General features: G+C 36.4%; 24 protein-coding genes. 14 read left to right on the top strand and 10 right to left on the bottom strand.

The genetic code is table 11. The features are described 5' to 3' along the window. Positions 1-182 precede the first annotated feature (182 nt). The 7 genes from DRF60_RS05545 to DRF60_RS05575 all read left to right on the top strand — a co-directional run bounded on the left by DRF60_RS05545 (position 183) and on the right by DRF60_RS05575 (position 5091). Positions 183-509 carry an ArsR/SmtB family transcription factor gene (locus DRF60_RS05545; protein WP_116011124.1) on the top strand — a complete coding sequence of 109 codons (327 nt, stop codon included), beginning with the start codon at positions 183-185 and terminating at the stop codon, positions 507-509. Further along, the gene (locus DRF60_RS05550; protein ID WP_238640050.1) at positions 509-1078 is read left to right on the top strand and encodes a hypothetical protein; all 570 of its coding nucleotides are present in this window, start codon (positions 509-511) and stop codon (positions 1076-1078) included. Before DRF60_RS05545 ends, DRF60_RS05550 begins: the two co-directional genes overlap by 1 nt. Positions 1079-1133: 55 nt before the next feature. Continuing rightward, on the top strand, positions 1134-1607 hold the full coding sequence (locus tag DRF60_RS05555; RefSeq protein ID WP_116011125.1) for a DUF6428 family protein: 474 nt from the start codon (positions 1134-1136) through the stop codon (positions 1605-1607). A gap of 457 nt (positions 1608-2064) precedes the next feature. Beyond that, positions 2065-2676: an arsenate-mycothiol transferase ArsC gene (locus DRF60_RS05560; RefSeq protein ID WP_116011126.1), complete on the top strand. Its 612-nt coding sequence runs from the start codon at positions 2065-2067 to the stop codon at positions 2674-2676. Position 2677: 1 nt separating this feature from the next. After that, positions 2678-3169: a GNAT family N-acetyltransferase gene (locus tag DRF60_RS05565; protein WP_116011127.1), complete on the top strand. Its 492-nt coding sequence runs from the start codon at positions 2678-2680 to the stop codon at positions 3167-3169. A 7-nt stretch (positions 3170-3176) separates the two neighbouring features. Further along, a complete protein-coding gene (gene arsB / locus DRF60_RS05570) occupies positions 3177-4208 on the top strand; it encodes an ACR3 family arsenite efflux transporter (RefSeq protein ID WP_116011128.1) in 1032 nt (343 codons plus the stop codon). Between the two features lie 127 nt (positions 4209-4335). Beyond that, on the top strand, positions 4336-5091 hold the full coding sequence (locus tag DRF60_RS05575) for a 4-hydroxy-tetrahydrodipicolinate reductase (RefSeq protein WP_116011129.1): 756 nt from the start codon (positions 4336-4338) through the stop codon (positions 5089-5091). 81 nt (positions 5092-5172) lie between these two features. Here DRF60_RS05575 and DRF60_RS05580 read toward each other — a convergent pair whose 3' ends face one another. Genes DRF60_RS05580 through nhaA form a run of 3 tightly spaced genes read right to left on the bottom strand, consistent with a single transcriptional unit; the run spans position 5173 to position 8966 of the window. After that, positions 5173-5856, bottom strand: a complete 684-nt coding sequence (locus DRF60_RS05580; RefSeq protein WP_116011130.1) for a potassium channel family protein — start codon at positions 5854-5856, stop codon at positions 5173-5175. Between the two features lie 12 nt (positions 5857-5868). Then, entirely contained in the window at positions 5869-7611 is a 1743-nt protein-coding gene (locus DRF60_RS05585; protein WP_238640054.1) for a TrkH family potassium uptake protein, read from the bottom strand. Positions 7612-7640: 29 nt separating this feature from the next. Further along, positions 7641-8966 carry a Na+/H+ antiporter NhaA gene (nhaA, locus tag DRF60_RS05590; RefSeq protein WP_116011361.1) on the bottom strand — a complete coding sequence of 442 codons (1326 nt, stop codon included), beginning with the start codon at positions 8964-8966 and terminating at the stop codon, positions 7641-7643. A gap of 331 nt (positions 8967-9297) precedes the next feature. Here nhaA and DRF60_RS05595 point away from each other — a divergent pair, with 331 nt between their 5' ends. After that, the gene (locus tag DRF60_RS05595; protein WP_116011131.1) at positions 9298-9657 is read left to right on the top strand and encodes a DUF7674 family protein; all 360 of its coding nucleotides are present in this window, start codon (positions 9298-9300) and stop codon (positions 9655-9657) included. Positions 9658-9929: 272 nt separating this feature from the next. Here the strand turns inward: DRF60_RS05595 and DRF60_RS05600 are convergent, their stop codons facing one another. Further along, positions 9930-10871: an alpha/beta fold hydrolase gene (locus DRF60_RS05600; RefSeq protein ID WP_116011132.1), complete on the bottom strand. Its 942-nt coding sequence runs from the start codon at positions 10869-10871 to the stop codon at positions 9930-9932. A 405-nt stretch (positions 10872-11276) separates the two neighbouring features. Here DRF60_RS05600 and DRF60_RS05605 point away from each other — a divergent pair, with 405 nt between their 5' ends. Together DRF60_RS05605 and DRF60_RS05610 are read left to right on the top strand one after the other, a co-directional pair. After that, a complete protein-coding gene (locus tag DRF60_RS05605) occupies positions 11277-11417 on the top strand; it encodes a bacteriocin-like protein (protein WP_116011133.1) in 141 nt (46 codons plus the stop codon). A gap of 514 nt (positions 11418-11931) precedes the next feature. After that, on the top strand, positions 11932-12255 hold the full coding sequence (locus DRF60_RS05610) for a hypothetical protein (protein WP_238640057.1): 324 nt from the start codon (positions 11932-11934) through the stop codon (positions 12253-12255). A 4-nt stretch (positions 12256-12259) separates the two neighbouring features. Here the strand turns inward: DRF60_RS05610 and DRF60_RS21740 are convergent, their stop codons facing one another. From DRF60_RS21740 to DRF60_RS05620, 3 genes are all read right to left on the bottom strand, one after another. Then, on the bottom strand, positions 12260-12391 hold the full coding sequence (locus DRF60_RS21740; protein ID WP_262510865.1) for a hypothetical protein: 132 nt from the start codon (positions 12389-12391) through the stop codon (positions 12260-12262). 74 nt (positions 12392-12465) lie between these two features. After that, positions 12466-14004, bottom strand: coding sequence for a toxin-antitoxin system YwqK family antitoxin (locus DRF60_RS05615; RefSeq protein WP_116011135.1), 1539 nt, complete (start codon positions 14002-14004; stop codon positions 12466-12468). A 394-nt stretch (positions 14005-14398) separates the two neighbouring features. Next, positions 14399-14995 carry a Crp/Fnr family transcriptional regulator gene (locus DRF60_RS05620; protein WP_116011136.1) on the bottom strand — a complete coding sequence of 199 codons (597 nt, stop codon included), beginning with the start codon at positions 14993-14995 and terminating at the stop codon, positions 14399-14401. Positions 14996-15360: 365 nt separating this feature from the next. Between DRF60_RS05620 and DRF60_RS05625 the strand changes: the two genes are divergently transcribed. The 4 genes from DRF60_RS05625 to DRF60_RS05640 are packed head-to-tail and all read left to right on the top strand — an operon-like array spanning position 15361 to position 17807. Further along, on the top strand, positions 15361-16632 hold the full coding sequence (locus DRF60_RS05625) for an NAD(P)/FAD-dependent oxidoreductase (protein ID WP_116011137.1): 1272 nt from the start codon (positions 15361-15363) through the stop codon (positions 16630-16632). Between the two features lie 21 nt (positions 16633-16653). Beyond that, on the top strand, positions 16654-16911 hold the full coding sequence (locus DRF60_RS21745) for an SDR family NAD(P)-dependent oxidoreductase (RefSeq protein WP_116011138.1): 258 nt from the start codon (positions 16654-16656) through the stop codon (positions 16909-16911). Then, positions 16847-17383, top strand: a complete 537-nt coding sequence (locus DRF60_RS05635; RefSeq protein WP_116011139.1) for an SDR family NAD(P)-dependent oxidoreductase — start codon at positions 16847-16849, stop codon at positions 17381-17383. Before DRF60_RS21745 ends, DRF60_RS05635 begins: the two co-directional genes overlap by 65 nt. A 7-nt stretch (positions 17384-17390) precedes the next feature. Next, the gene (locus DRF60_RS05640) at positions 17391-17807 is read left to right on the top strand and encodes an SDR family oxidoreductase (protein ID WP_238640060.1); all 417 of its coding nucleotides are present in this window, start codon (positions 17391-17393) and stop codon (positions 17805-17807) included. An 84-nt stretch (positions 17808-17891) separates the two neighbouring features. Here DRF60_RS05640 and DRF60_RS05645 read toward each other — a convergent pair whose 3' ends face one another. The 3 genes from DRF60_RS05645 to DRF60_RS05650 form a co-directional block, all read right to left on the bottom strand. After that, positions 17892-19400 carry an FAD-dependent oxidoreductase gene (locus DRF60_RS05645; protein WP_116011140.1) on the bottom strand — a complete coding sequence of 503 codons (1509 nt, stop codon included), beginning with the start codon at positions 19398-19400 and terminating at the stop codon, positions 17892-17894. Between the two features lie 632 nt (positions 19401-20032). Then, entirely contained in the window at positions 20033-20176 is a 144-nt protein-coding gene (locus DRF60_RS21085; protein WP_157967931.1) for a hypothetical protein, read from the bottom strand. Between the two features lie 630 nt (positions 20177-20806). Next, the gene (locus DRF60_RS05650; protein ID WP_116011141.1) at positions 20807-21988 is read right to left on the bottom strand and encodes an alpha/beta hydrolase; all 1182 of its coding nucleotides are present in this window, start codon (positions 21986-21988) and stop codon (positions 20807-20809) included.

The following is a 21988-nucleotide window of genomic DNA, read 5'->3' on the forward strand; positions in this document are numbered from 1 at the left end:
TTTTACAACATCAAAAGAGATAGGTGCCATGTTTGGCATAACGCCTTTAACCTTACCAAAAACAAATACACCGTATCAAAAATGACCCTACTATAAAGCAAAAGAATAAACTTTAATTTTTTTTTTCAAATTATTTGGAAAACAATATTAAAATCGTAATATTGCAATATAATAATAAAAGAATGGGAGCAACGAAGACCGATCACTTTACAGACCACCAAAACCAGATTGCAGTTATAGCAAAAGCATTAGGCCATCCAGCGAGAATTGCTATTATAGAATATTTATTGAAAGTCAATACCTGCATTACCGGAGATATTGTCAATGAGCTGCCACTAGCACAGCCAACAGTATCACAGCATTTGAAAGAATTAAAGAATGCAGGATTGATAAAAGGAAATATTGAAGGTAACTCTGTATGCTACTGTATTGACGAAAATACTTTCGATATCTTGAGAGAGTATTTCTCAAAGATAATATTCACCGTAACCAACCAAAAATGCTGTTAATGATGGAAGTTGCTTTCATTATATCCTCAATATTACTGATCAGCTATTCATTACTGGCTGTATATGATGGTGTGTATCTACATCTCTACAAATACCTGCTCTATCAGCACAAAGAAAGCCGGTTTGAACATTTTACGCATACGATAAGAGCTTTTTTGTTTACAGGCATTCTTATTTCCTTATTTATTAATATTGAAAATAACGATCTGTTTCTGTTCGGCTGCGTTCTGATAGTTACTGATATCATTACATTACTGATTGACGTTTATGTGGAAAAAGACAGTAGACAATTTATGGGTGGACTTCCCCGTTGGGAGTATATGATTCATCTTTTCGTAAACGGGTTCCATTTTGCGGCTATTGCTGTGTTTTTAGTAATCAAAATTGATTTTGATTCTAAAGGAATTAGATTAGTGAAAAATTTTCAGCAGATTGAGAGCTTTGGCATTTTCAGATTTATAGCAATAAACTTATTACCGGGAGCAATCGTTATCAGTCTTTTACACATTCTTGTTTACAGCTCAAAATTCAAGTATTATTTTAATAAGATACAGCTTAAATGCTGTTAAAAATTTTTGTTTAAAGACATCGCAATATTGCATTATAACTATAAAATATATAACAATGAAACTATCAGAAATTAAAGAAATTCTTCCAACATTAGAAAATGTTGAATTTCAATTAGAAGACGGCACATTTGTACCAGAGCATTTTCATGTTACCGAAGTAGGACAGATTAATAAAAAATTCATTGACTGTGGTGGAGTAATCCGTGAGGAAAAAGCTGTAAACTTTCAGCTATGGAATGCAGATGATTTTGAGCATCGTTTAAAACCAGGCAAACTACTGAATATTATCAGACTTTCTGAAGAAAAATTAGGAATTGAAGATAATGAGATTGAAGTAGAATATCAAAGTAACACGATTGGTAAATATGATCTGGAATTCAACGGGAAAACTTTTGTATTGAAAAGTAAAACGACGGCCTGTCTTGCTCAGGATGCCTGCGGCATACCTTCTGAAAAACAAAAGAAAAACCTTTCTGAACTGGCCGGAAATCAAAATACATCTTGTACTCCTGGAGGAGGCTGCTGTTAATCTTTTAACAAAAAAACAGACTATAAAAATTGCGTTATTCAGCAACAGACGCGCCAATTTACCAGCATTGGAAGCTTTCTTTGAAGATGTTGAGAAAAGAAACCAGATAATTTATTGTTTGAGTGACCTGATAGGCGACTCAGGTTAAATTTGCTTCAGGTTACAAGGCAAGCCCTACTATCATTTTAATTCGGGCAGTGAAGATTTTCCTGATTATCGTCATACAGTCAATATCGGTTCAATTAGAAAGCCTAAGGATAATGACATGCGAGGAGTGCATGTCATGCTGACGATCAATGAAAGCAGTTCTGTATTCAATAAAGACAGTATCGGTGTGGAATTTATACGCTTTGGATACGATATTGAAAAGCGACAAAGGCTATAGAAGAGAAGATACTCCCTACCCGACGTAATATATAGAAAATTTAAGAAAGGCTATTAATTTTAAGAATTAAAAATGAACGAAAATATTTTAAGAACAATTGAATCCATTTCAATTGATACTATTTCCGAAGAAAGAAAAACAGTTTTACAGCCATTAACAGATTATATACAAGACAAAGTGAAAATTGGTGAAGCTATCCGGTTAAATTTCATCTGTACCCATAATAGCCGGAGAAGTCATTTGTCCCAGATCTGGGCCCAAACCATGGCTTATCATTTTGGGGTTAGCAATGTGTTTTGCTATTCGGGAGGGACTGAAGCAACGGCCATGTTCCCAAAGGTGGGTGAAACATTGAGTACCCAGGGGTTTACAATTCAAAAACTCAGCGAAGCAGAAAATCCTGTTTATGCCATAAAATATGCAGAAAATGAAACCCCGGTGATCTGTTTTTCAAAAGAATACAGCAACGAATTTAATCCTAGAAATAAATTTGGGGCTATCATGACCTGTAACAATGCTGATGAAGGCTGTCCGCTAGTGATCGGTGCAGAAGCTAGATTTCCGATAAAATACGATGATCCAAAAGCCTCGGATAATACTCCACAACAGACACAGGTATATACAGAAAGGAGCCTGCAGATCGCTACAGAAATGTTCTATATTTTTTCACAAATAAGCAAATAGAATGGAAATAACAGCAATCGCAAAGGAACATTATCCAAATATCTCAAGAATATATAAAGAAGGTATTGAAACGGGACATGCCACTTTTGAAACTTCAGTTCCGGCATGGGAAGACTGGGACAAAAGTAAATTAAAGCACAGCCGGCTGGCTGCCATCGTTAATGATATTGTTGTGGGATGGGCTGCACTTTCTCCAGTAAGTAACCGCTGTGTATATGGAGGTGTGGCGGAAGTCAGTATTTATATTTCCAATGTACACAAAGGAAAAGGAATTGGGAAAGCCTTGATGGCTAGATTAATTGAAGATAGTGAAGTTCATGGAATTTGGACGCTTCAGAGCGGAATGTTCCCTGAAAATGAGGCAACAGTAGCGCTTCATCAACGCTTTGGTTTTAGGCTCGTTGGCTACCGCGAAAAAATAGGAAAGCTGGGAGACACCTGGCGTGATACAATTATCATGGAAAGAAGAAGTAAAACAGCAGGAATAAATTAAAACAGTTATGCAGCTAAAATTAAAATTTCTCGACAGATACCTGACTTTATGGATATTCCTTGCGATGGCAATCGGTGTGGGTTTAGGGTTCTTATTTCCGGGTATTTCAGAAATTACTGATTACCTCTCCGTAGGTACTACCAATATACCTTTGGCAATAGGTCTGATCTTGATGATGTACCCTCCCTTGGCTAAAGTGGATTACTCCCTTTTACCAACCGCATTTAAAGATAAAAAGGTAATCAGTATATCACTTTTGTTAAATTGGGTGATAGGACCTATTCTAATGTTTATTCTTGCCATTATATTTTTAAGAAATGAACCGGACTATATGATCGGGTTAATTCTTATTGGTCTGGCAAGATGCATTGCAATGGTAATCGTTTGGAACGATCTGGCGAAAGGCAACAGAGAATATGCAGCTTTATTAGTCGCATTGAATAGCATCTTTCAGGTATTTACCTACAGTTTTTTTGTATGGCTATTTATCAATGTACTGCCCGGTAAATTAGGTCTTGCTAACTTCAATGTAAGTATTTCCATGAAGGATGTTACAGAAAGTGTACTTATTTATTTAGGTACTCCGTTCTTAGCAGGCTTTTTAAGCCGGTACTTTTTAGTTAAATCAAAAGGTATAGAATGGTATAATAGAAAATTTGTACCCAGAATATCACCGATAACACTGTACGCCTTGTTATTCACTATTGTTTTAATGTTCAGTCTTAAAGGCGAAAAAATAGTAGAATTGCCAATGGATGTGGTGAAAGTAGCGATACCACTTGTAATTTATTTTGTCCTAATGTTTTTCGCGAGTTTCTTTGTAAACAAATCACTGAAAATACCCTATGATAAAAATGCTTCAATAGCCTTTACAGCAACAGGAAACAATTTTGAACTGGCAATCGCAGTAGCCATCGCAGTGTTCGGCATCAATTCTCCGCAGGCTTTTGTAGGGGTTATCGGCCCATTGGTGGAAGTGCCGGTACTTATACTATTAGTCAGGGCAAGTCTGTGGCTAAAGAAGAAATATTACAGCTGATCTTATTGTAATTAAAGAGAATTTGAACCCTGGTTAATAGCCTTAAAATCGATCTGTAATTTTTATTGTATCTTACTTTTGAAAAATATTAGAATTACCAATTAATAAAATATATAAAATTGTAAGTATGAAAATAGGATTAATAGGATTTGGAAAGGCTGGTAAAGCCGTAGCGAATGTAATACTGCAACACACAGATTTTTCTTTAGAATGGGTATTGCGGAAAAGTGGAATACTTGAGCATACGTCTGCTAAAGAAGTTCTAGGAATTTCGGTTGCGGACCCCGGTTTGATCTACTCAGAACAGAATACGGATTTGGAAGCGTTACTAAATAAAAAGCCTGTAGATATTATTATTGACTTTTCGACGGCAGAAGGCATCTACAGTTATGGAAAAATAGCGTCCAGGAGAAATATTAAAATTATCTCTGCTATTTCACATTACGAAGAAAATGAAAAAAGATTCCTGAAGGAACTTTCTCTTGACACGGTAGTTTTCTGGTCGCCAAACATTACATTGGGCGTTAATTATCTATTATTTGCTGCCTCATTACTTAAAAATATTGCGCCTGGTGTTGATATAGAAGTTATTGAAGAGCACTTTAAAGCTAAAGCCGGAATATCAGGTACCGCCGTAAAAATTGCGGAAACCTTAGACATTGAGACCAGCAGCATCAATTCCGTAAGAGCGGGCGGAATTGTCGGCAAGCATGAAGTTATATTTGGTTTTCCTTATCAAACCGTACGTCTGGTTCATGAATCTATTTCGCGAGAAGCATTTGGGAGCGGAGCATTATTCGTGGCAGAAAACCTTAATAAAAAGGGAAATGGGCTATATAATTTTGAAGACATTTTACGGCCTTATTTTTTTAATCAATCTTAAAAGGTAATTAATACCTTAAAATTGATAACCAATCCAAATGCCCGGATCTTCAATCAAATCTGGAAGAACAGGATACTCATTCTATTCTTTGGCAAATTTTTGAAGATCCTCATTGGCCCCATAGATAACAATAATATCATCTTTTGTCAGGATAGTCTGTGGGTCAGGTATTCCCTGGACTGTTGGAACCATTTTATTTTTACCAAAAAAGCTGGATTCCCGTGTATTTTTTATTGTGGTTAATACCAGAACATTATAGTTTTCTCTGAATTTCACTTCTTCAATAGATTTTCCAATATATTTTTCGGGAAGCAGTATTTCTACAATACTATAATTTTTATTAAGTTCAAATGAATCAATAACTCCTTTTAAACATAGCTTCTTAGCCCACCTTTCGGAAGATTCTTCTTCCGGTCTCACAATTTCACTAACTCCGATAGCCTGTAATACATTTTCATGAAGTGGATTGATCGAGCGGCTTATTAATCTCTTTACACCTAGATTTTTAAAGTTTGCTGTAGCCATGATATTGGCACCCTCATCTTCCCCTATACAAACCATGACCACATCTGTATTTTTCAATGGCAAATGAGCAATAGCCGCCTGGTCAGTTGCATTCATACAAATGGTATGGGAAAGCTTATTTTTCAATAGATTTACTTTCTCCACTCTAAAGTCCACACCAATTACTTCATTTCCTTGTTGTGTTAGCTTTTCGGCTAATGAACCACCAAAATTGCCCAGTCCAATTATTATAAATTTCATTGTTATCTATTATTAGTTAATTAATATTTCGTCAGAAGGATAAGTATAATTTCCGTGCTTTACTTTCTTAAAGAATGCTATTAAAATAGTAAGCATCGTTACCCGGCCTATAAACATTATTCCAATAAGAACCACCTTGCTTGTACTGCTTAAGTCTGCCGTAATACCTAAGCTTAATCCCACTGTACTGTATGCTGAGAAACATTCAAATGCGATATCAAGGAGAGGAATATGATTATCATAGTGAGATATTAAAAAGACACCGGCACCAATAACTATCAGAGATAAGCTCATAACGGCAAAGGCACGTCTTATGGATATATCGGCAATTTCACGTCTGAATACTTCTATTTTGTTTTTTCCTTTGGCAAGGCTCAGGTAGTTGAGCGTAGCAATCGCAAAAGTACTGGTTTTAATACCTCCACCAGTAGATGCCGGAGAAGCCCCAACCCACATAAGGAAGATAATTATAATAATTGATGAAAAATGCAGTTCACTGAAATCTATGGAGTTGAATCCAGCAGTTCTAGGTGTGGTTGCCGTAAACAGTGCCGTAACTATTTTTCCTATTCCGGAGTGTCCCGAGAGAACATTATTAAATTCTTTAAAGTAAATTACAACTGTTCCCACAAGAATTAAAAGAACTGAGGTAATAAGATTAATTTTGTTGCTTAAGGTCAATATCCAAGGCTTACGCTTATTTTCCCTTTCCAGAAATCTTAAAACATAGTGGGTTAAAATATGTTTGACGTATCGGACAGAGTTTATTACGATAGGAAAACCAAGCCCTCCAAAAACGAAGATAAGCACAATGGTAAACTGAAGCGGGTAATTAAAAACATATCCTCCTTCCATCATTCCGTTGGGAAGGGTAGAAAATCCTGCATTGCAGAATGCTGATATAGCATGGAAAACAGAAAAATAGACTCTGTCGGAAAATTCAGGAATCAGGCTGGTATCCAGGTTAATAAAAATTAATAAAGCACCTGTAAATTCTACCAGAAAAGTGATCATTAGGATTCTTTTTACGGTAGTAAAAACCTCGCCTATCTTTTCAGAGTTCGTCATGTCACTCAAAGCAATCTGGTTTTCATAGGTAGACCCACCTTTAAAAAAATAACTAAAATAACTGGCAAAAGTCAGTATTCCTAGTCCGCCGGCCTGGATCAGTAGCATAATAAGGGTTTGTCCAAATTGCGTAAAATAACTGCTGGTGTCCACAACAATCAAACCAGTTACACACACTGCACTGGTTGAAGTAAATAATGCATTTATAAAGCTAATCCCATGATTAGTCGCTTTAGGAAGCATTAACAACAATGCTCCTATTAATATCAACCCTAAAAAACTAACAATAAATAATTGAGCCGGATTAAGAAAAGACCGTTTATAATTTAGACCGGGACCTGTAACACCCCTGACAATTTTCAGTATTACAGCCCACCTTAGCCAGTGAGTAATAAAATCAGTACCTCCATCTGCAAACTGTTTATAAATACAGAATAAAATAAAGATCATACTCAGTAAATCAAAAATAAAAACACTTAGAATCGAATTATTTCTGAAATAATAATATTTAAATATGGTATATAACATTCCAATTGCCAGCACGGAAAAATAAAGCGTCATCGCCACCGTTTCCATTGAATCTGTCAAGTTGAACCCGTAATCTAAAATTAAACCGCTGACTGCCAGCAAATGTAAAATCAGAATCAGTTTATTTGTCCAGTTGTCATAAAGAAATTCTTTCATCATTATAATCTTCAAATTAAAACCCTAGATTATTACTTATCAGACCGTTTGTTTAATACTACATATCCCAATATACCCCCAATAATAGAAGCTACAAAAATACCTATTTTTGCTTGTGTCATATATTCTTCATGAGTAAATGCAAGAGAAGTGACGAAGAGAGACATAGTAAATCCAATAGAAGACAGCAAGGCCAGGCCCAAAAGATTTCTGATATTCATTCCATCAGGAAAAGGGGCTACTTTTAATTTCACCAGTAGCAATGTAAAGCCCACTACGCCAACGACTTTTCCAACAAGCAAACCCAATGCAACCCCAACGGCCACATTTGTGCTTAATAGCTGGTCTAAATCTATAACTAAAGAAACGCCCGCGTTTGCTAAGGCAAAAATAGGGATGATGATAAAAGTTACTGCAGGGTGCATTGCATGCTCCAAACGTTGCAGAGGAGGCGTTGCTGCCGTGGTAGTATTGCTAATCTCCTCTAAAACATGAAGCTGGTCATTGGTGAGGGTTGGTTTGCTGTTATCAGGATCAATCTTTTTAAATCTCTCTAAATATTTTTGAATTTTTTCACTGAAAATTTTCTCTCTAATTTCTACATTGGCAGGGATAGTAAAAGCAGTTAATACAGCAGCAATAGTAGCATGCACCCCCGATAGCAGAAAGGTACTCCATACCCCTCCAATGCCTAATATAGCATAGAAAAAAATATTCCGGACCCCCATTTTGTTACCTATATACATAGCAAGTAAAACGGCCATTCCTGCTAACAAGTATATAAGCGAAATATCTGAAGTATAAAAAAAAGCAATTACTAAAACAGCTCCCAGATCATCTACAATTGCAAGTGCTGTTAAAAATACCTTTAAAGAAAAGGGGATTCTATCACCAAGTAAATAAAGCACACCTAATGCGAATGCGATGTCTGTGGCCATGGGTATACCCCATCCACTTTGTACTTCGCCTGTTGGATTAAAAAGCAAATAAATACCAGCTGGTATTACCATTCCTCCTAATGCAGCAGCAATAGGTAACAAAGCCTTTCGAGGATTGGAAAGTTCTCCCCCTACAAGCTCTCTTTTTAATTCAAGACCAACCACAAAAAAGAAAATGGCCATTAAACCGTCGTTAATCCAGTGATGAAGGCTTAATTCAAAATACGTATTACCAGCCCACCGAAATCCGAATTTTTCCTCTAAAAAATGATGATATCCATCAGCCCATGGTGAGTTTGCCAGGATCAATGCTATTATCACACTGATTCCTAATACAATACCTCCTGATTTTTCCTGGTGCATAAAACGTTGTATAGGAGACAATATTGTTTCAATGGGTGTTATTTTAGATTCATGCATTATATTCTCAAGCTTAAGTTTATATATTATAATTGAAAGGAAAAATGCCGATGACATTTTTAATAATTACAAAAATATGGAATTTAAACCTATTTCCTTTGAAAGTAGAAATAATTGACACAGTTTCATTTTGAGAGGGTATATTATCATTTTGATATCCTTTCAATTACACCCTAAATCAATTCACAATATATATAACTGATTACCATTCGATTAATTTAAAACCACTTCATTGGAATGAGTTTGGTGATAGATGGAAATAAGCTTTTACTGTATCTCATGCATTATTGCAAATATTCTTGAATAAAAAAATTAATTTAATTGGTAAAAAATGAAGACAAAAATAATTAGCACTATTTGCCAGTGGGCACCTGAAGCCGCTAATCTCATTCCTGATGTTGCCTGTGAGGAAAATACTTTAGCTGACTATCAGTTACTGCAGAAATTGGCCGAATTATGTATTGAAAAAAATAGTTCGGAATCAGAGGATGGATTGGCGTATGTTCAGGAAATTATAAATGTAGTTAATCTTCTTTACCAGGAAGGTAATCAATACACTCGAAATGCCATTGAAAATGAATTTCTGACAATCTTTTCTTGTCAGGAGAGCCCGGGAAGCCTTAAAAACCACCTAGATCTTTTCCCCAACGAATTAAAGAAAGGGTATATAAAAACCATCTTAAAAAATTAGTAGATTGTAGAAACCCCGGTAATCGTAATCAGGTAAATTTGGTAGTCAAGCTCACAAACAATGTAATTTGGCGCCATTTTTTATAAACGATTATATCAATATCTTCAATAGACTTTAATGTTGAGAGACCGTCTCAAAAGGTAAACTAACGCTCTGAGAATCTCCTAAACAACAAAAGTTGTCAGACAGGAATCCGAGAGAGGGGGTACTTTTGAGACAGCCTCTTTCAAATAGCCTGCCTGATTTAAAACTCTTGTAGGCATTGTTTTTTTCTACTTGTTTTTCAAGGAAGTCAGACAGTTTTTGTACGTATCGATCAAGGCTTCTGCTACAATTCTGGGGTCTTGCTGATGTATTCCATGGCTGTAACGCGGCAACAGGATAAGGCGGCTATTGCTGTTATTTTTTATCATCTCAGCATAATGCTTGATTCTTAATTCATCTAATTCTTTCCACCATGGGATTAAGTTGATCCCTAATTTCAGATTTTCGTTCATTTCTGTTTCATAATGTTCAATATGCTTGTTGTATGAAATCATTACGGTTATAGGAATGTCCTTAAGAGGTTGTAAGGATTTGTATTTTTTAAAGAATTCCGGTGAATTTTCATTCAGTTCTCTCGTTGCCTCATTCCGAAAACCATCTGATGTTAAGGTGTCATTTATGATGTTTTTAAGGTTTATTGCAAATAATTCCCTATACCCTGTCGAGCTTGATGTATTCATTTTGACTTTGTTGTCTTCTTCTTTTGTAAGCATAAAATCTGTCGGGTCTATGAAAAATAAGCCGCAAACTTCATTTGGATACATTGAGCTATACAAACGTATAAATGGTCCACCTATCGAGTGTCCTACTAATAGATAAGGCGGGCTTATTTTTAAGGCACCTAATAAATCATGAAGTCTTTTGATAACATCTTCATCTGTTTTTATGGAAGTATCGATTTCTGACTCTCCAATTCCATTTCTATCATAAACTATCCCTGCAAAACTTTTTTGAATGAAAGGAAATAAACTTCCATAGCCTCCACCTCCTGAACCGAGACCACTTTCAAAGATTAGTATTGGCTCATTAGCTTTTCTTTCGTAAAGTCCAAAAGTTTTATATGCTATTTGCTTATTGTTAATAGATACGAATTTTCTTTCAGAAGTCTGCGAAAAAACTAATGTTATTGAAAAGAAAGTAATAAATACAGATATTCTTATGGATTTCATCTTTTTTGATCTGGTATAAGTAGCAGGTCTTAAAATTACCGTTCACTCACAATACTTGCAATTTGCATTCTGAGGATTTTAAACAATATTAATGAATTTTTAGGTGACGATATACTTTAATATACGATTTAATCCTAGCATTGCTTTTATATAGATTTAATCCAAACAAAACCTTTCACACCGATTTCATAACATCAAATACTGGCACAATAGATGCTTTACTTCCTCACGCTTATATCTAACGATAACTACACTGTGAACGCCCACCAATAAGGCTTAATACTTATCCGGACACAGCATAATGAAAAATAATATATAATTTTGTAAGTTAAAATTTGTTAATTTCAACTATTATTTAATAATTATTTTTCAGATTTGTTCTACAAACATAAATATTATTAAAATATGAAAAATTTAAAAAAGCTTACAAAAGCAGAATTAAAAACAATTGTTGGAGGTGCAGATTGTGTCAGGCTATGTTTTGTAAATGATAAATTAACATGCGTTCCATATAATTCATGTGGTGGTCCTGGACTCGAGCCATAAAAAAATTGAAAACTGTTTTTTCGAACACATACATATAAAATATTTTTAATATCAGTAAAAAAGTGTTTGACTTATTCTTCCAACTCCGAGGAAAGAGATTTCTTGGATAAAGAACAAATACTGAAGAGCAAATAAATTTTATTTTTCTATAAGGACTCCAATCAAACTTCTATTTCACCGCTTATGAATTTGTTTTTAATTTTAATAAGTATAATCAGGCAACTTTTTTATAATACCCTGCTCTCCGAAGTCTCCTGACTTTGGAACATGTTTAAAGGGATTGTTTTTATTTTACTGGCACAAAGTCAGCAGACTTTGCTTAGCAGAAATTTTTGTTTAAAACAGGATCTTTCAAAAGAAAGCACTAAATATTCCGTTTAATTCTTAAATTTGGCTCATGCGAAAGAATCTTTATTTCACCATTATATTATTTTCTCTTACCAGTTGCTATACGTACCAGGTAAAAAAACAAGTGGATCCAGCAGCCGACAATAAGCAAAATACAGTTGTGCAAATGAAAAATACAACAGCTGCGTCCCAAAGTCTGAACACACCACAAGCACCTGCTCCTATCAATATTCAGGAGAAACTTACATCCGGTAAAAATGTTAAAATTGACGTTGAAGGCAAAAGTTATAAAGTAATCGTTGACAAGTGGGAAAGTGACAGTCTGGTGGCACACCCGGTTCATAATCCTAAAAAAATTCTGAAATTCCATAAGAACCAAATCAATGCCGAGAAAATTGCAGAAAAACGATTTTCACAACCAATAGCCGATATTATTACCGTTACCGCTTATGCCGCAATTGGTGTTGGAATCTGGTATCTTCTCCAATAATTTTTTAAAATTTTCCGATAATATCAGAAGTTTTTATTCCGCAATCTACAAAGTCTGCCGTACTGGTCAACAAGATAACCACTACATATTTACAGAATATAGAATCTCCAAAGTCTACCGACTTTGGAGATTTCATTTTTCATAATATCAAATAATATTCTAAAGGAATGTATAAAGATACAGCAGAATTGAATAATTGATCTTCAAGTTTTATACAGTCTCAAAAGATTCATACTGAAGGTCGGCCTCAGTGATCTGTGTATTTAATGAATTGTAACCATCCGGCTCCTGCGTTTCTGCGAGTACTTTAGAATCCTGAATCAGTTTTCCTTCCGTGTTATAAATTTTTACGATAATCCATTTTCCGTTGCGCTCCAGTTCCTTTAACCCGGATTCAGATTTGTATTTAAGTTTTCCACTTTCAAGGATGCCCTCCTTTACAACTGCTTTATTGGCAGGTTTTCCTTTGACATACTGTACAATCTGCGCTGTGAAGCCATCACCCTGCTCAACCGGATGGCTGTAAGTATAGGCAACAGCTCCATTTTCATCATAAATGGTAGAATTGTACGCAGTTTGATCTGCATTGATCTTGGTTTCTGTTTTTTTTAGATTCCCTTCCAGCCTGAAAGATTTCGAGTGCACTAAAATGCCGTCTTTATATTGCTGTTCCATAAGTCCCTCGTACAGCGTACCATTATAAGGCATATCATCCTTATACGTCACAGAACCTTTTAACCTTCCATCCGGATGGTAATATCTGATTTCCTGGATTACTTCATCTTCCAAGATCTGTTCAGAAGATAATTTCCCATTCTCATCAAAATATTTATTCAGGACTGCATACCCGTTTTTATAAACATTAACAGCAGTGAATCCGGAAAACTCATAATTAAACAGATACTCTTCCCCATCTTGCGGCTTGTAATAATCAATTTCTTTATCATACATGTAGGTAAGACTGCCTATCTGCTTACCCGCTTCATCATACGTTTTTTGATAGCCTCCTTTTTTATTTTTCTTTTCTTCCTGCAAAATTCCCCCTTTTCGGGAGTAAATGGTGCCTTCCGTTACCTTTCCGTCTTTACTTTGCTTTTCGATTTTGGAGACCCTCATCGGATTCTGATAATACTCCACAGTCACTTTATCCCCTGAATCTCCGGAACTATTGGAGCCAATATATTTTCCTTTTTCTCCATAAAATTTAGCTTCAAACAACCCTTTACCTTCATTGATGACTTCATAACGGATTCCTTTAATATCTTCATCAAACACAATTGTTTTGAAACTATCGGGAGTTTCATACGTTGTAATGATGTTATAATAAGACATTTCCTCCGGATTTTTATAGTTGTATATTTTTCCTGTAAAGGTACCGTCCGCTTTATAAATCAGATCCTCCAAAGGTCTTCCCTGCTCATCAAAGGTCTTGGCAGGGCCAATTTGCTGACCTGCAGAATATGTTCCTGTGCTCAGAACTTTACCTTCAGGATTGTACCAGGTAATTTTGCCTTCATAGATTTCACTGCCTGGCGTAGCATCCGAAACAAGGCCTTCCATCTGAAGGGTTCCGTTTTTATAAAAATCTCTGATTAAAGTAAGCTTTCCTTTATTCTCAGTTTCACGGTAAAATTCCATTTTGTCCTGAGTGGTTTTTTCCCAGTTTTCATCAAAATAGATTTTTTGCTGTGCACCTGCGTGAATGTTTATGATCAGGGCGAAAACCGCTGACGTAAATAATTTCTTCATGTTTTTTTAAGGTTTAGATGGATGCAAAAGCCATAAAGAGTAGCCTGTGTCATCGTTTTATATATGTTTCCCCGACAAAAGGAAAAATTTCATCATTGTGTTTTTTTGTGTCCTGAAATGACTTAACAAAGATCTGCAAAATCACAACCGCAAAAAATCCCTGTTTTCAGCTAATTTGTGTGATGATACTTGTCAATTAAAAAATTACAAATGGAAAATGACACCTTGAGAATGACCAATCTCAATAAAAAGGGGGATATTACATGATAATGCTGCCGAATTACACTATGCTTCTACTGTGAAGTTCACAAATAACGCCATATGAATCATATAGCGTTATTTATAAATATTTCAGATTAATATATTAATAAAAATAAAGACCGATTGTAAAAGCTCAATAAAGTATTTTCCGGCCTTCAATTTTTACCATATTTTCGCTTTCCATTTTCTTAACGGTTCTTATGACCGTCTCAACACGTAACCCTGTTAGATTAGCAATCTGCTGTCTGGTATAGGGCACCTGAAAAGTCTGGCTATTATCATTACATTGCGTTGCCTTTAAATAATCCATGACCGTTTTGATTTTAAACTGTGGATCCGTAGATGAAATATTAAAAAGCATTAAATATTTGTAATAAAGCCGGTCTGCCATACATTTAAACATATCCATCATCACATCCTTATTTTGATGAATGAGTGAAAAGAAATCTGGCTGAGAAAGTTTCAGTACAGTACATTGTATTTTAGCAACCGCATTCATGGGATACGGCTTATCATTAAAAAGTAATGATTCTCCAATACTTTGCCCATCAGAAAGAATATTCTGTGTGAATTCTTTACCGTCCTCATGGTAGTTATTGAGTTCCACAATACCATTAACGATTTGAAAATAAAATTTAGCCAAGTTTCCTTCACTAAAAATAGTTTCATTAGGCAAATATTTTTCATATTCACCTCCATAAGCTAATAAAAGGTCTTCACTGATTATCATATCTTAAAATTTTATTGTTAAGTAATGAACATCATAGTAAAAATTGGTGATTTTCCAATATCAAAAAGCAAGCCATATTAATTTATTGTTACGAAAAACATCAAACAGAAACCAGTATTTATGATCAGGATAATAATATAAACAAGAAGCATTTACTAATTTTATAAAAGATTAGCATGCCTGATGGTAAGTGTTAAACAATGTTTTATGATAGCAGGAATCACATCTGCCGCTTACATCAATAACTTTTTTATAAGTGTTGCTGTATGGTGTTTCCAGACCCTGTTAAGTAAGCCGTAACATCATTGATCTTTTTTGGTGCCATTATTGGAGGATAATCAAAACAATGCCAAATATTAATCAACATGAAAAAGCATATCATTATTGTTGGTGGAGGATTTGCCGGAATTAATCTTATTAAATCCTTAAAAAATGACAATAGATTTCTTATTACGCTTGTTGATAAGAATAATTATCATTTCTTCCCTCCACTTATTTACCAGGTGGCTACCTCTTTTATTCAGGCTTCCAATATCAGTTATCCTTTCCGGAGATTGTTTTCTAAATACAAGAATGTGAATTTTCACATGGGAAGCCTTCTTAAAGTTGATCCCGAGAACAATACCATAGAAACAGATACGGGAAACCTAACCTATGATTATCTGGTGATTGCATTGGGAACTGAATCCAACTTTTTTGGAATGGATAATGTACAGAAATGTGCGCTGCCCATGAAAAGTATCGAGGAGGCACTTTATCTGCGAAATCATATGCTCCTCAACCTGGAAGAAGCTGCCAGAAATAAAGACCCTAAAACGGCAGAAAAATTACAGAATTTGGTTATAGCAGGCGGTGGTCCTACTGGTGTAGAATTAGCAGGTATGCTCGCGGAAATGGGAAAATATATTGCTGAAAAAGAATATCCCGAGATCAAGCTCAGCCTTTCCAATCTGTATCTGATCGATGCATTGCCTACTCTGCTATCCCCGATGAGTAAAATGGCGCAGGAGACTTCCTACAAGACTTTACAGGAGCTTGGTGTAAAAATACTTCTTAATGTTTCGGTAAAAGATTACATCAACAACCAGGTGCTTCTGTCAGACGGAACATCGATAGATACTGAAACCCTCATCTGGACCTCCGGAGTTATAGGACGGGAAGTCCCCGGAATTCCGGAAGACAAAATAGGAAAAGGAAGAAGAATTTTAACTGATGAATACAACCGGGTAGAAGGAATGGAGAACATCTATGCGGTAGGAGATATCGCGCTTCAATTAACGGATAAAGAGTTCCCGAAAGGACATCCCCAGCTTGCCCAGGTGGCCATACAGCAGGCTAAAAATCTGGCTAAAAATTTCATCAGGATCGAAGAAGAAAAAATACTCATTCCCTTCAAATATAATGATAAGGGCAGTATGGCGATCATTTCAAAATTCAATGCCGTGGTGGATCTTCCCAAATTTTCTTTCAAAGGTTTCCTGGCCTGGCTTACATGGCTGTTTATCCATATCATTCCGCTGGTAGGTTTCAGAAGCAAAATCAGGCTAGCACTGGATTGGTTACGGCTGTTTATCACCAATAACCCATCCATCCGTTTAATTCTTTATCCAAAAAGAAATACAACTCAACAACAATAATATTTGCCTAAAAAATATAGTATGAAAAATAAAAAGAAACCTCCCTTTTTCGGGAAAACAGTTGTCATCACAGGAGCATCCAGTGGTGTAGAAAAAGCGACTGCAGAAGCTTTCGCTAGAGAAGGCGCTGACCTGGTTCTTGCTTCACGGGGTCAACAAGCCCTTACAGAAACAGCAGAAGCCTGTAAAAAATACGGCGGCATAGTGCTTACCCTTGTTACCGATACCTCAGTTCCGGAAGACTTACCACCTTGCAGAAAAGGCATTTATTCTGAATAACCGGATCGATTACTGGATAAATAATGCAGGAGTTCTCTCATTTGGAAAATTTGAAGAAACTCCAATTGAAGTGGTAGACCAGATCATTAAAACCAACCTTTTGGGTTATATGCATTCTGCACACGCTGTACTGCCAATTTCTAAAAAGCAGAAAAAAGGAATTCTTATTAATAATATTTCCATTGGCGGATGGATGCCTGCGCCGTACGGAACAGCATATACCGCTTCAAAATTTGGGATCCGGGGCATGGTAGAAACACTTCAGGGAGAAGTATCCGATTATCCTGACATTCATATCTGTGCCTTATATCCGGGATTTCAGAAGTCTTCAGGAATAGAGCATGCAGCTAATTATTCAGGGATAAAACTGAGTACCCCTCCGTCGTCTTTCGACCCCCGCGATCTGGCCAAATCAATTGTTGAGGTTGCCAAAAACCCTGTCGATTCCAGTTATCAGTACAGAGGAATTTGAAAGAACCATGAAAACCAATATTTATGCTCCGTTCTGGATTATTAAAGCGGCCTTACCTCATTTAAAGCCCGGTTCATGCATCATAGGATTATCGTCGGTACAGGCCTATGATCCTTCGGCTGACCTGTATGATTATGCACAAACAAAGGCCGCAACAACAAGCTATGTAAAGTCTCTGGCCAAACAATTAGGCCCGAAAGGAATACGGGTAAACGGTGTCGCACCCGGACCGGTTTGGACTGCACTTGAAATCAGTGGCGGACAAACCCAGGAAAATATTGAAAAATTCGGTGGTGATACCCCATTGGGAAGACCCGGCCAGCCTGCCGAACTGGCATCTATATTTGTTCAGCTGGCCGCCAATGATGCAAGTTTTGCAACAGGCCAGATCTATGGCGCTGCGGGAGGAAGCGGACAGCCTTAATATCATATCACACCAAATAATGAAGCCACCCCGGGGTGGCTTTTAAACGATCACAGTTAATATTCTACTGTAAAAAGCTTTTATCTAAAGTTCAATTCTATGCAAATCTTTTACAGTAGGACCTGTAAGCATTTTCCCATTGACATTGAATCTGGAACCATGACAGGGACAGTCCCAGCTTATCTCTGCGCTGTTCCAGCGTACTTCACATTTCATATGAGGGCAAGTACTTTTAACAAGATGTATTTTCCCTCCGCTGTCTTTATATACAGCGTAAGATTCACCTTCATATCTTACAACCTTCGCCTCGCCTTCAGTGAGCTCTGTCAGGGAATTTATTTTCTCAATAAACAGTTTATCTTTTACAAAATCCAATACTACACTGGCCTGCTCTTTCACAAAATTGGTAAAACCTGCCATCGGCTTTATCCTTCCCGGATCAAAAAGTTCCTTATACTTACTGGAACCGGTTAAGATTAAGTCTCCAAGAATTTGTGACGCAATCGTTCCAAAAATCATCCCGTTTCCCCGAAATCCCGTGGCTGTATAAATATTTTTACATCCCGGCAGTACTCCGATATAGGGAAGCCCGTCAGTGGGCTCATAGTATTGGCTGGACCAGCTGTAAACGGCAGTATCTACCTCAAAATGCTCTCTCACATAGTTTTCTAATTTTGAAAAGCATTCTCCGGTATCCTCCGTATGCCCAGTTTTATGGTCTTCACCTCCGGCAATAAGCAGATTTTCACCATTTACTTCCTGAATTCTGTAGTAATGATAAGGGTCAGTAAGATCATATCCGAGATCTTTAGAATAATGATCCCCTTTCAGACTGAATGCAATGGCATAACTTCGGTAAGGAGCATTCATCAAATGAAGGATACTCACTCCTGGAGGAATATGGGTAGCATAAATAACATGGCTTGCACTGACGTTTCCTTTTGAAGATTCTAAGATTACTGATTTCTCCTGCTCATCATGCCCTTCGCAAACACAATCTTCTACGAGCATCCCACCCATACTGATAAATGCCTTTGCCAGGCTCCTGATATATTTAATGGGATGAAACTGTCCCTGATTGGGAATAACAGCCGCTTTTTTGAATGAAAAGGGAAAAGGAATCTCATTGGTAAATGTCATCTGATGCCCTACCTGTGATGCCCCTTTTACAATATCTTCCAACTGTTTTTCCTGCTTTTCGTCCAAAGCAAAAAGGTAGGCAGTTTTGCTTTCAAAATCACAGTCGATGTTAAATTCCCTGATGTTATTCCTGATGATATTTTTAGCTTCAATGCCCACATATTTCAGGAGTTTTGCGTTATTTAAACCAAAATCCTTAATGGCCTGGGCATAGGTGGTATCAAAGAAGTCATTTAAGTGAGCTGTGGTTCCACCGGTCGTTCCAAAACCAATATTGGCTGCTTCCAGAACAATACACTTCTGACCTTCTTTCTGTAATCTTATTGCGGCAGAAATGCCGGTAATACCGGCTCCAACGATGGCAACATCATAATGTTTTTCCAAGGCCGGCTCTAAAGAAAATTTTTTAATTTCTTCCTGCCATATACTTTTTCTGGCCCCATCCCTGTTCATTACTTTTTAGCTTTTAAAGTGTCGCTTTTTAATCTTAGATCGTTCTTCTTCTGTGCTTCATCCTCGTCTACATCACAACGGCAGGCTGTTAAACTCGCTAGGCAAAATACCATTAAAATGATTGTCTTCATATTCATATTTTTTTGTTTGGTTTGTCTATTATTGTTTGAATAAAAATTTTTTATTATTCAGTAATCGGTTTCTGCATTTCTCCCATTCTGTAAGCAGCCATATCATCTGTTGCAAGATTGGTCATGGTGCCGGGAGAGTGAAAAACTGCTGCTTTCATAATATTAATATTGGTGTGAAGAGTCTATTCAGACAATATCTCTGATAGTTTCCGGATTACAATGTCATATAGATTTTGAAATTCATATGGCATGATGTATTATTTGATTTAATCCTCTGCAAAACCTCTTCTTGAAGTTCCGTTTCCTGAACCTGAAGATGATCTTCCTCTTCCTGATGTACCAGATCTGAAGCCTGCTCTTATTCCGGAGCTCCCACGTCATTAAGCTGAACAGCTTACATATAACTTCCATTAAGGAATGATTCAGATCTTTAATCAGTTTGATATTTCAGATTTACAACGGAATAATTCTCTTGTTTATGACTCGCATCCTATTGGACAATTAATACAAATTTTTCTGTTGATGATCTTCAGAATATTGTCCTTCTCCATCCGCTTGATCGTTTTTATTGCCGTTTCTACGTGGATTCCGGTAAGGGAATGCCGGCTGTGCCGGGTTAAACGTATCTGAAAGGAGAAAAGACATTGATTTTATGAAAGTTCCTGAAATTCCTCAGTTTTTTTCTGTGTGACGACAAAAATATCTGCCTTATGCTGCTGTGATGTAGTAGATTTCATAATATCTAATTTTGTGATGTATTCAAAATTACAATCCTACATGACTTATTTTTATGATTTACATCATAAAAACATGATATTAATCAAAATAATAAAGAATTTCACACATTTTCGCATTAAATAACACATTTTAACAATTATATTATTCAAATAAAAAATCGAAATATAACAACAGTAAGACAATTTAAAAAGTAAAGATATTAAATATAAAAAGCCTTCCTGAATAGGAAGGCCAGAATATACGGAGGTCTAAAAATAGAGTTTAAAAAAGAGTGATCTTTCTTCTCCTCTGTTGCCATACCGGAAAGTCAGCGCTTTACATCTGAATACCAGTTTATCACTAAAAAACACTCATGTATTGTTAGATTATTACTCCAATTTATCTGCTTATTCTTTTTAGTTTATGAGCGAGATCACAAGTTCTTGTCCAAAAAAGCACTGTATGTCAACATACAGTGCTGTATTATTTACTAAAGCCAAATAGCCGAAACAAATCATTCATCAGTAATTCATCAGACAAATTTTATTATTATGCTCCTCAGTTTTCCAGATGATTAATCTTTAGGAACTCTTCTATTTTATTCCATTCAATCTGTCCGGCAATGGAATTGGAATTGGCGTCAAAAACGTGTTCCCCGTAAGGAATTTCAACATAGGAAACAGGAAGCTTCATTTCTTCCGCTTTTTTCACAAATTTCCTTGTCGCTTCTACGTTTACAACATGATCTATTTCTCCTGCAATAATGAACGTCGGGGAAATTCCTTCGGAAAGCTGGTCTATTAAATTCAGCTGTGCATAGCGTTGTGGAAATTCAGTGGGTGAGCCTCCGAGATATTTTCTGGCTGCATATTTGAGGTCAATATTCTTTTTTTCGTCTATTTTCTGCCAAAGCTCGGATAGGCTGACAGGCGGATAAATAGCAATAACTCCAGCCGGAACCGGAGGCTGCGGGGAATCGTAAGATTTTGCAAAACCTTTCCTCAATCCCAAATCTGCCTGCATCACCAGAGCTGCTCCCGCAGAGCCACCCACCAAAACTATTTTATTCGGATCAACATTGAATTTTTTTGCATTTTTCACCACAAATCCCATTGAAGTCACGACTGAATTAACAGCAGATTCCCAATTGTGCCGGTCTTCTTTTCCTAAAGGATAATCAATGGAAAAAACGGTGTATCCATGATCTTTAAACCAATTGGCAGCATAACCTACCTGGGTTCTGTTTCCTTCAATAAAAGCACCACCATGGACAAGAATAACGGGAATTGCAGGTGATGAAGATTTTGTTTCCGGACGGAAAACATCTATATGCTGCTCTTCATTATAAATCGTAAGATAAGTATAGGTTTCCGTAGGTTTTACCGGCATACCAGAACTTTTTAATCCTTGAAAAAAAGAAACTTGGGTATTGTATTTTTTTGCAGTATAAAACATGACGGCAGTGAAGTAAGTCTGGGCAATAAAAAACAGAACGGAAAGGACCAAATTCGCTATCAGTAATTTCCGCCAGTACATTCCATATCTGTAAAAAAGAAAGCAGATGAATAGTAAAACCAACCCAAAAACAACAAACTGTGAATTGAACTGCATGGCAAACGAACTGCTGTAACCGCTCAGAAGCATGGGTGCTTTCAGATACACTGAAATCATGGGAATAACCAATAATATCAGGATAATAAAAAGCAGAACTGCAAAAAATATTTGTAAGAACTTTCTCAT

Source organism: Chryseobacterium elymi (genome assembly GCF_003385495.1).
Classification (GTDB): domain Bacteria; phylum Bacteroidota; class Bacteroidia; order Flavobacteriales; family Weeksellaceae; genus Chryseobacterium; species Chryseobacterium elymi.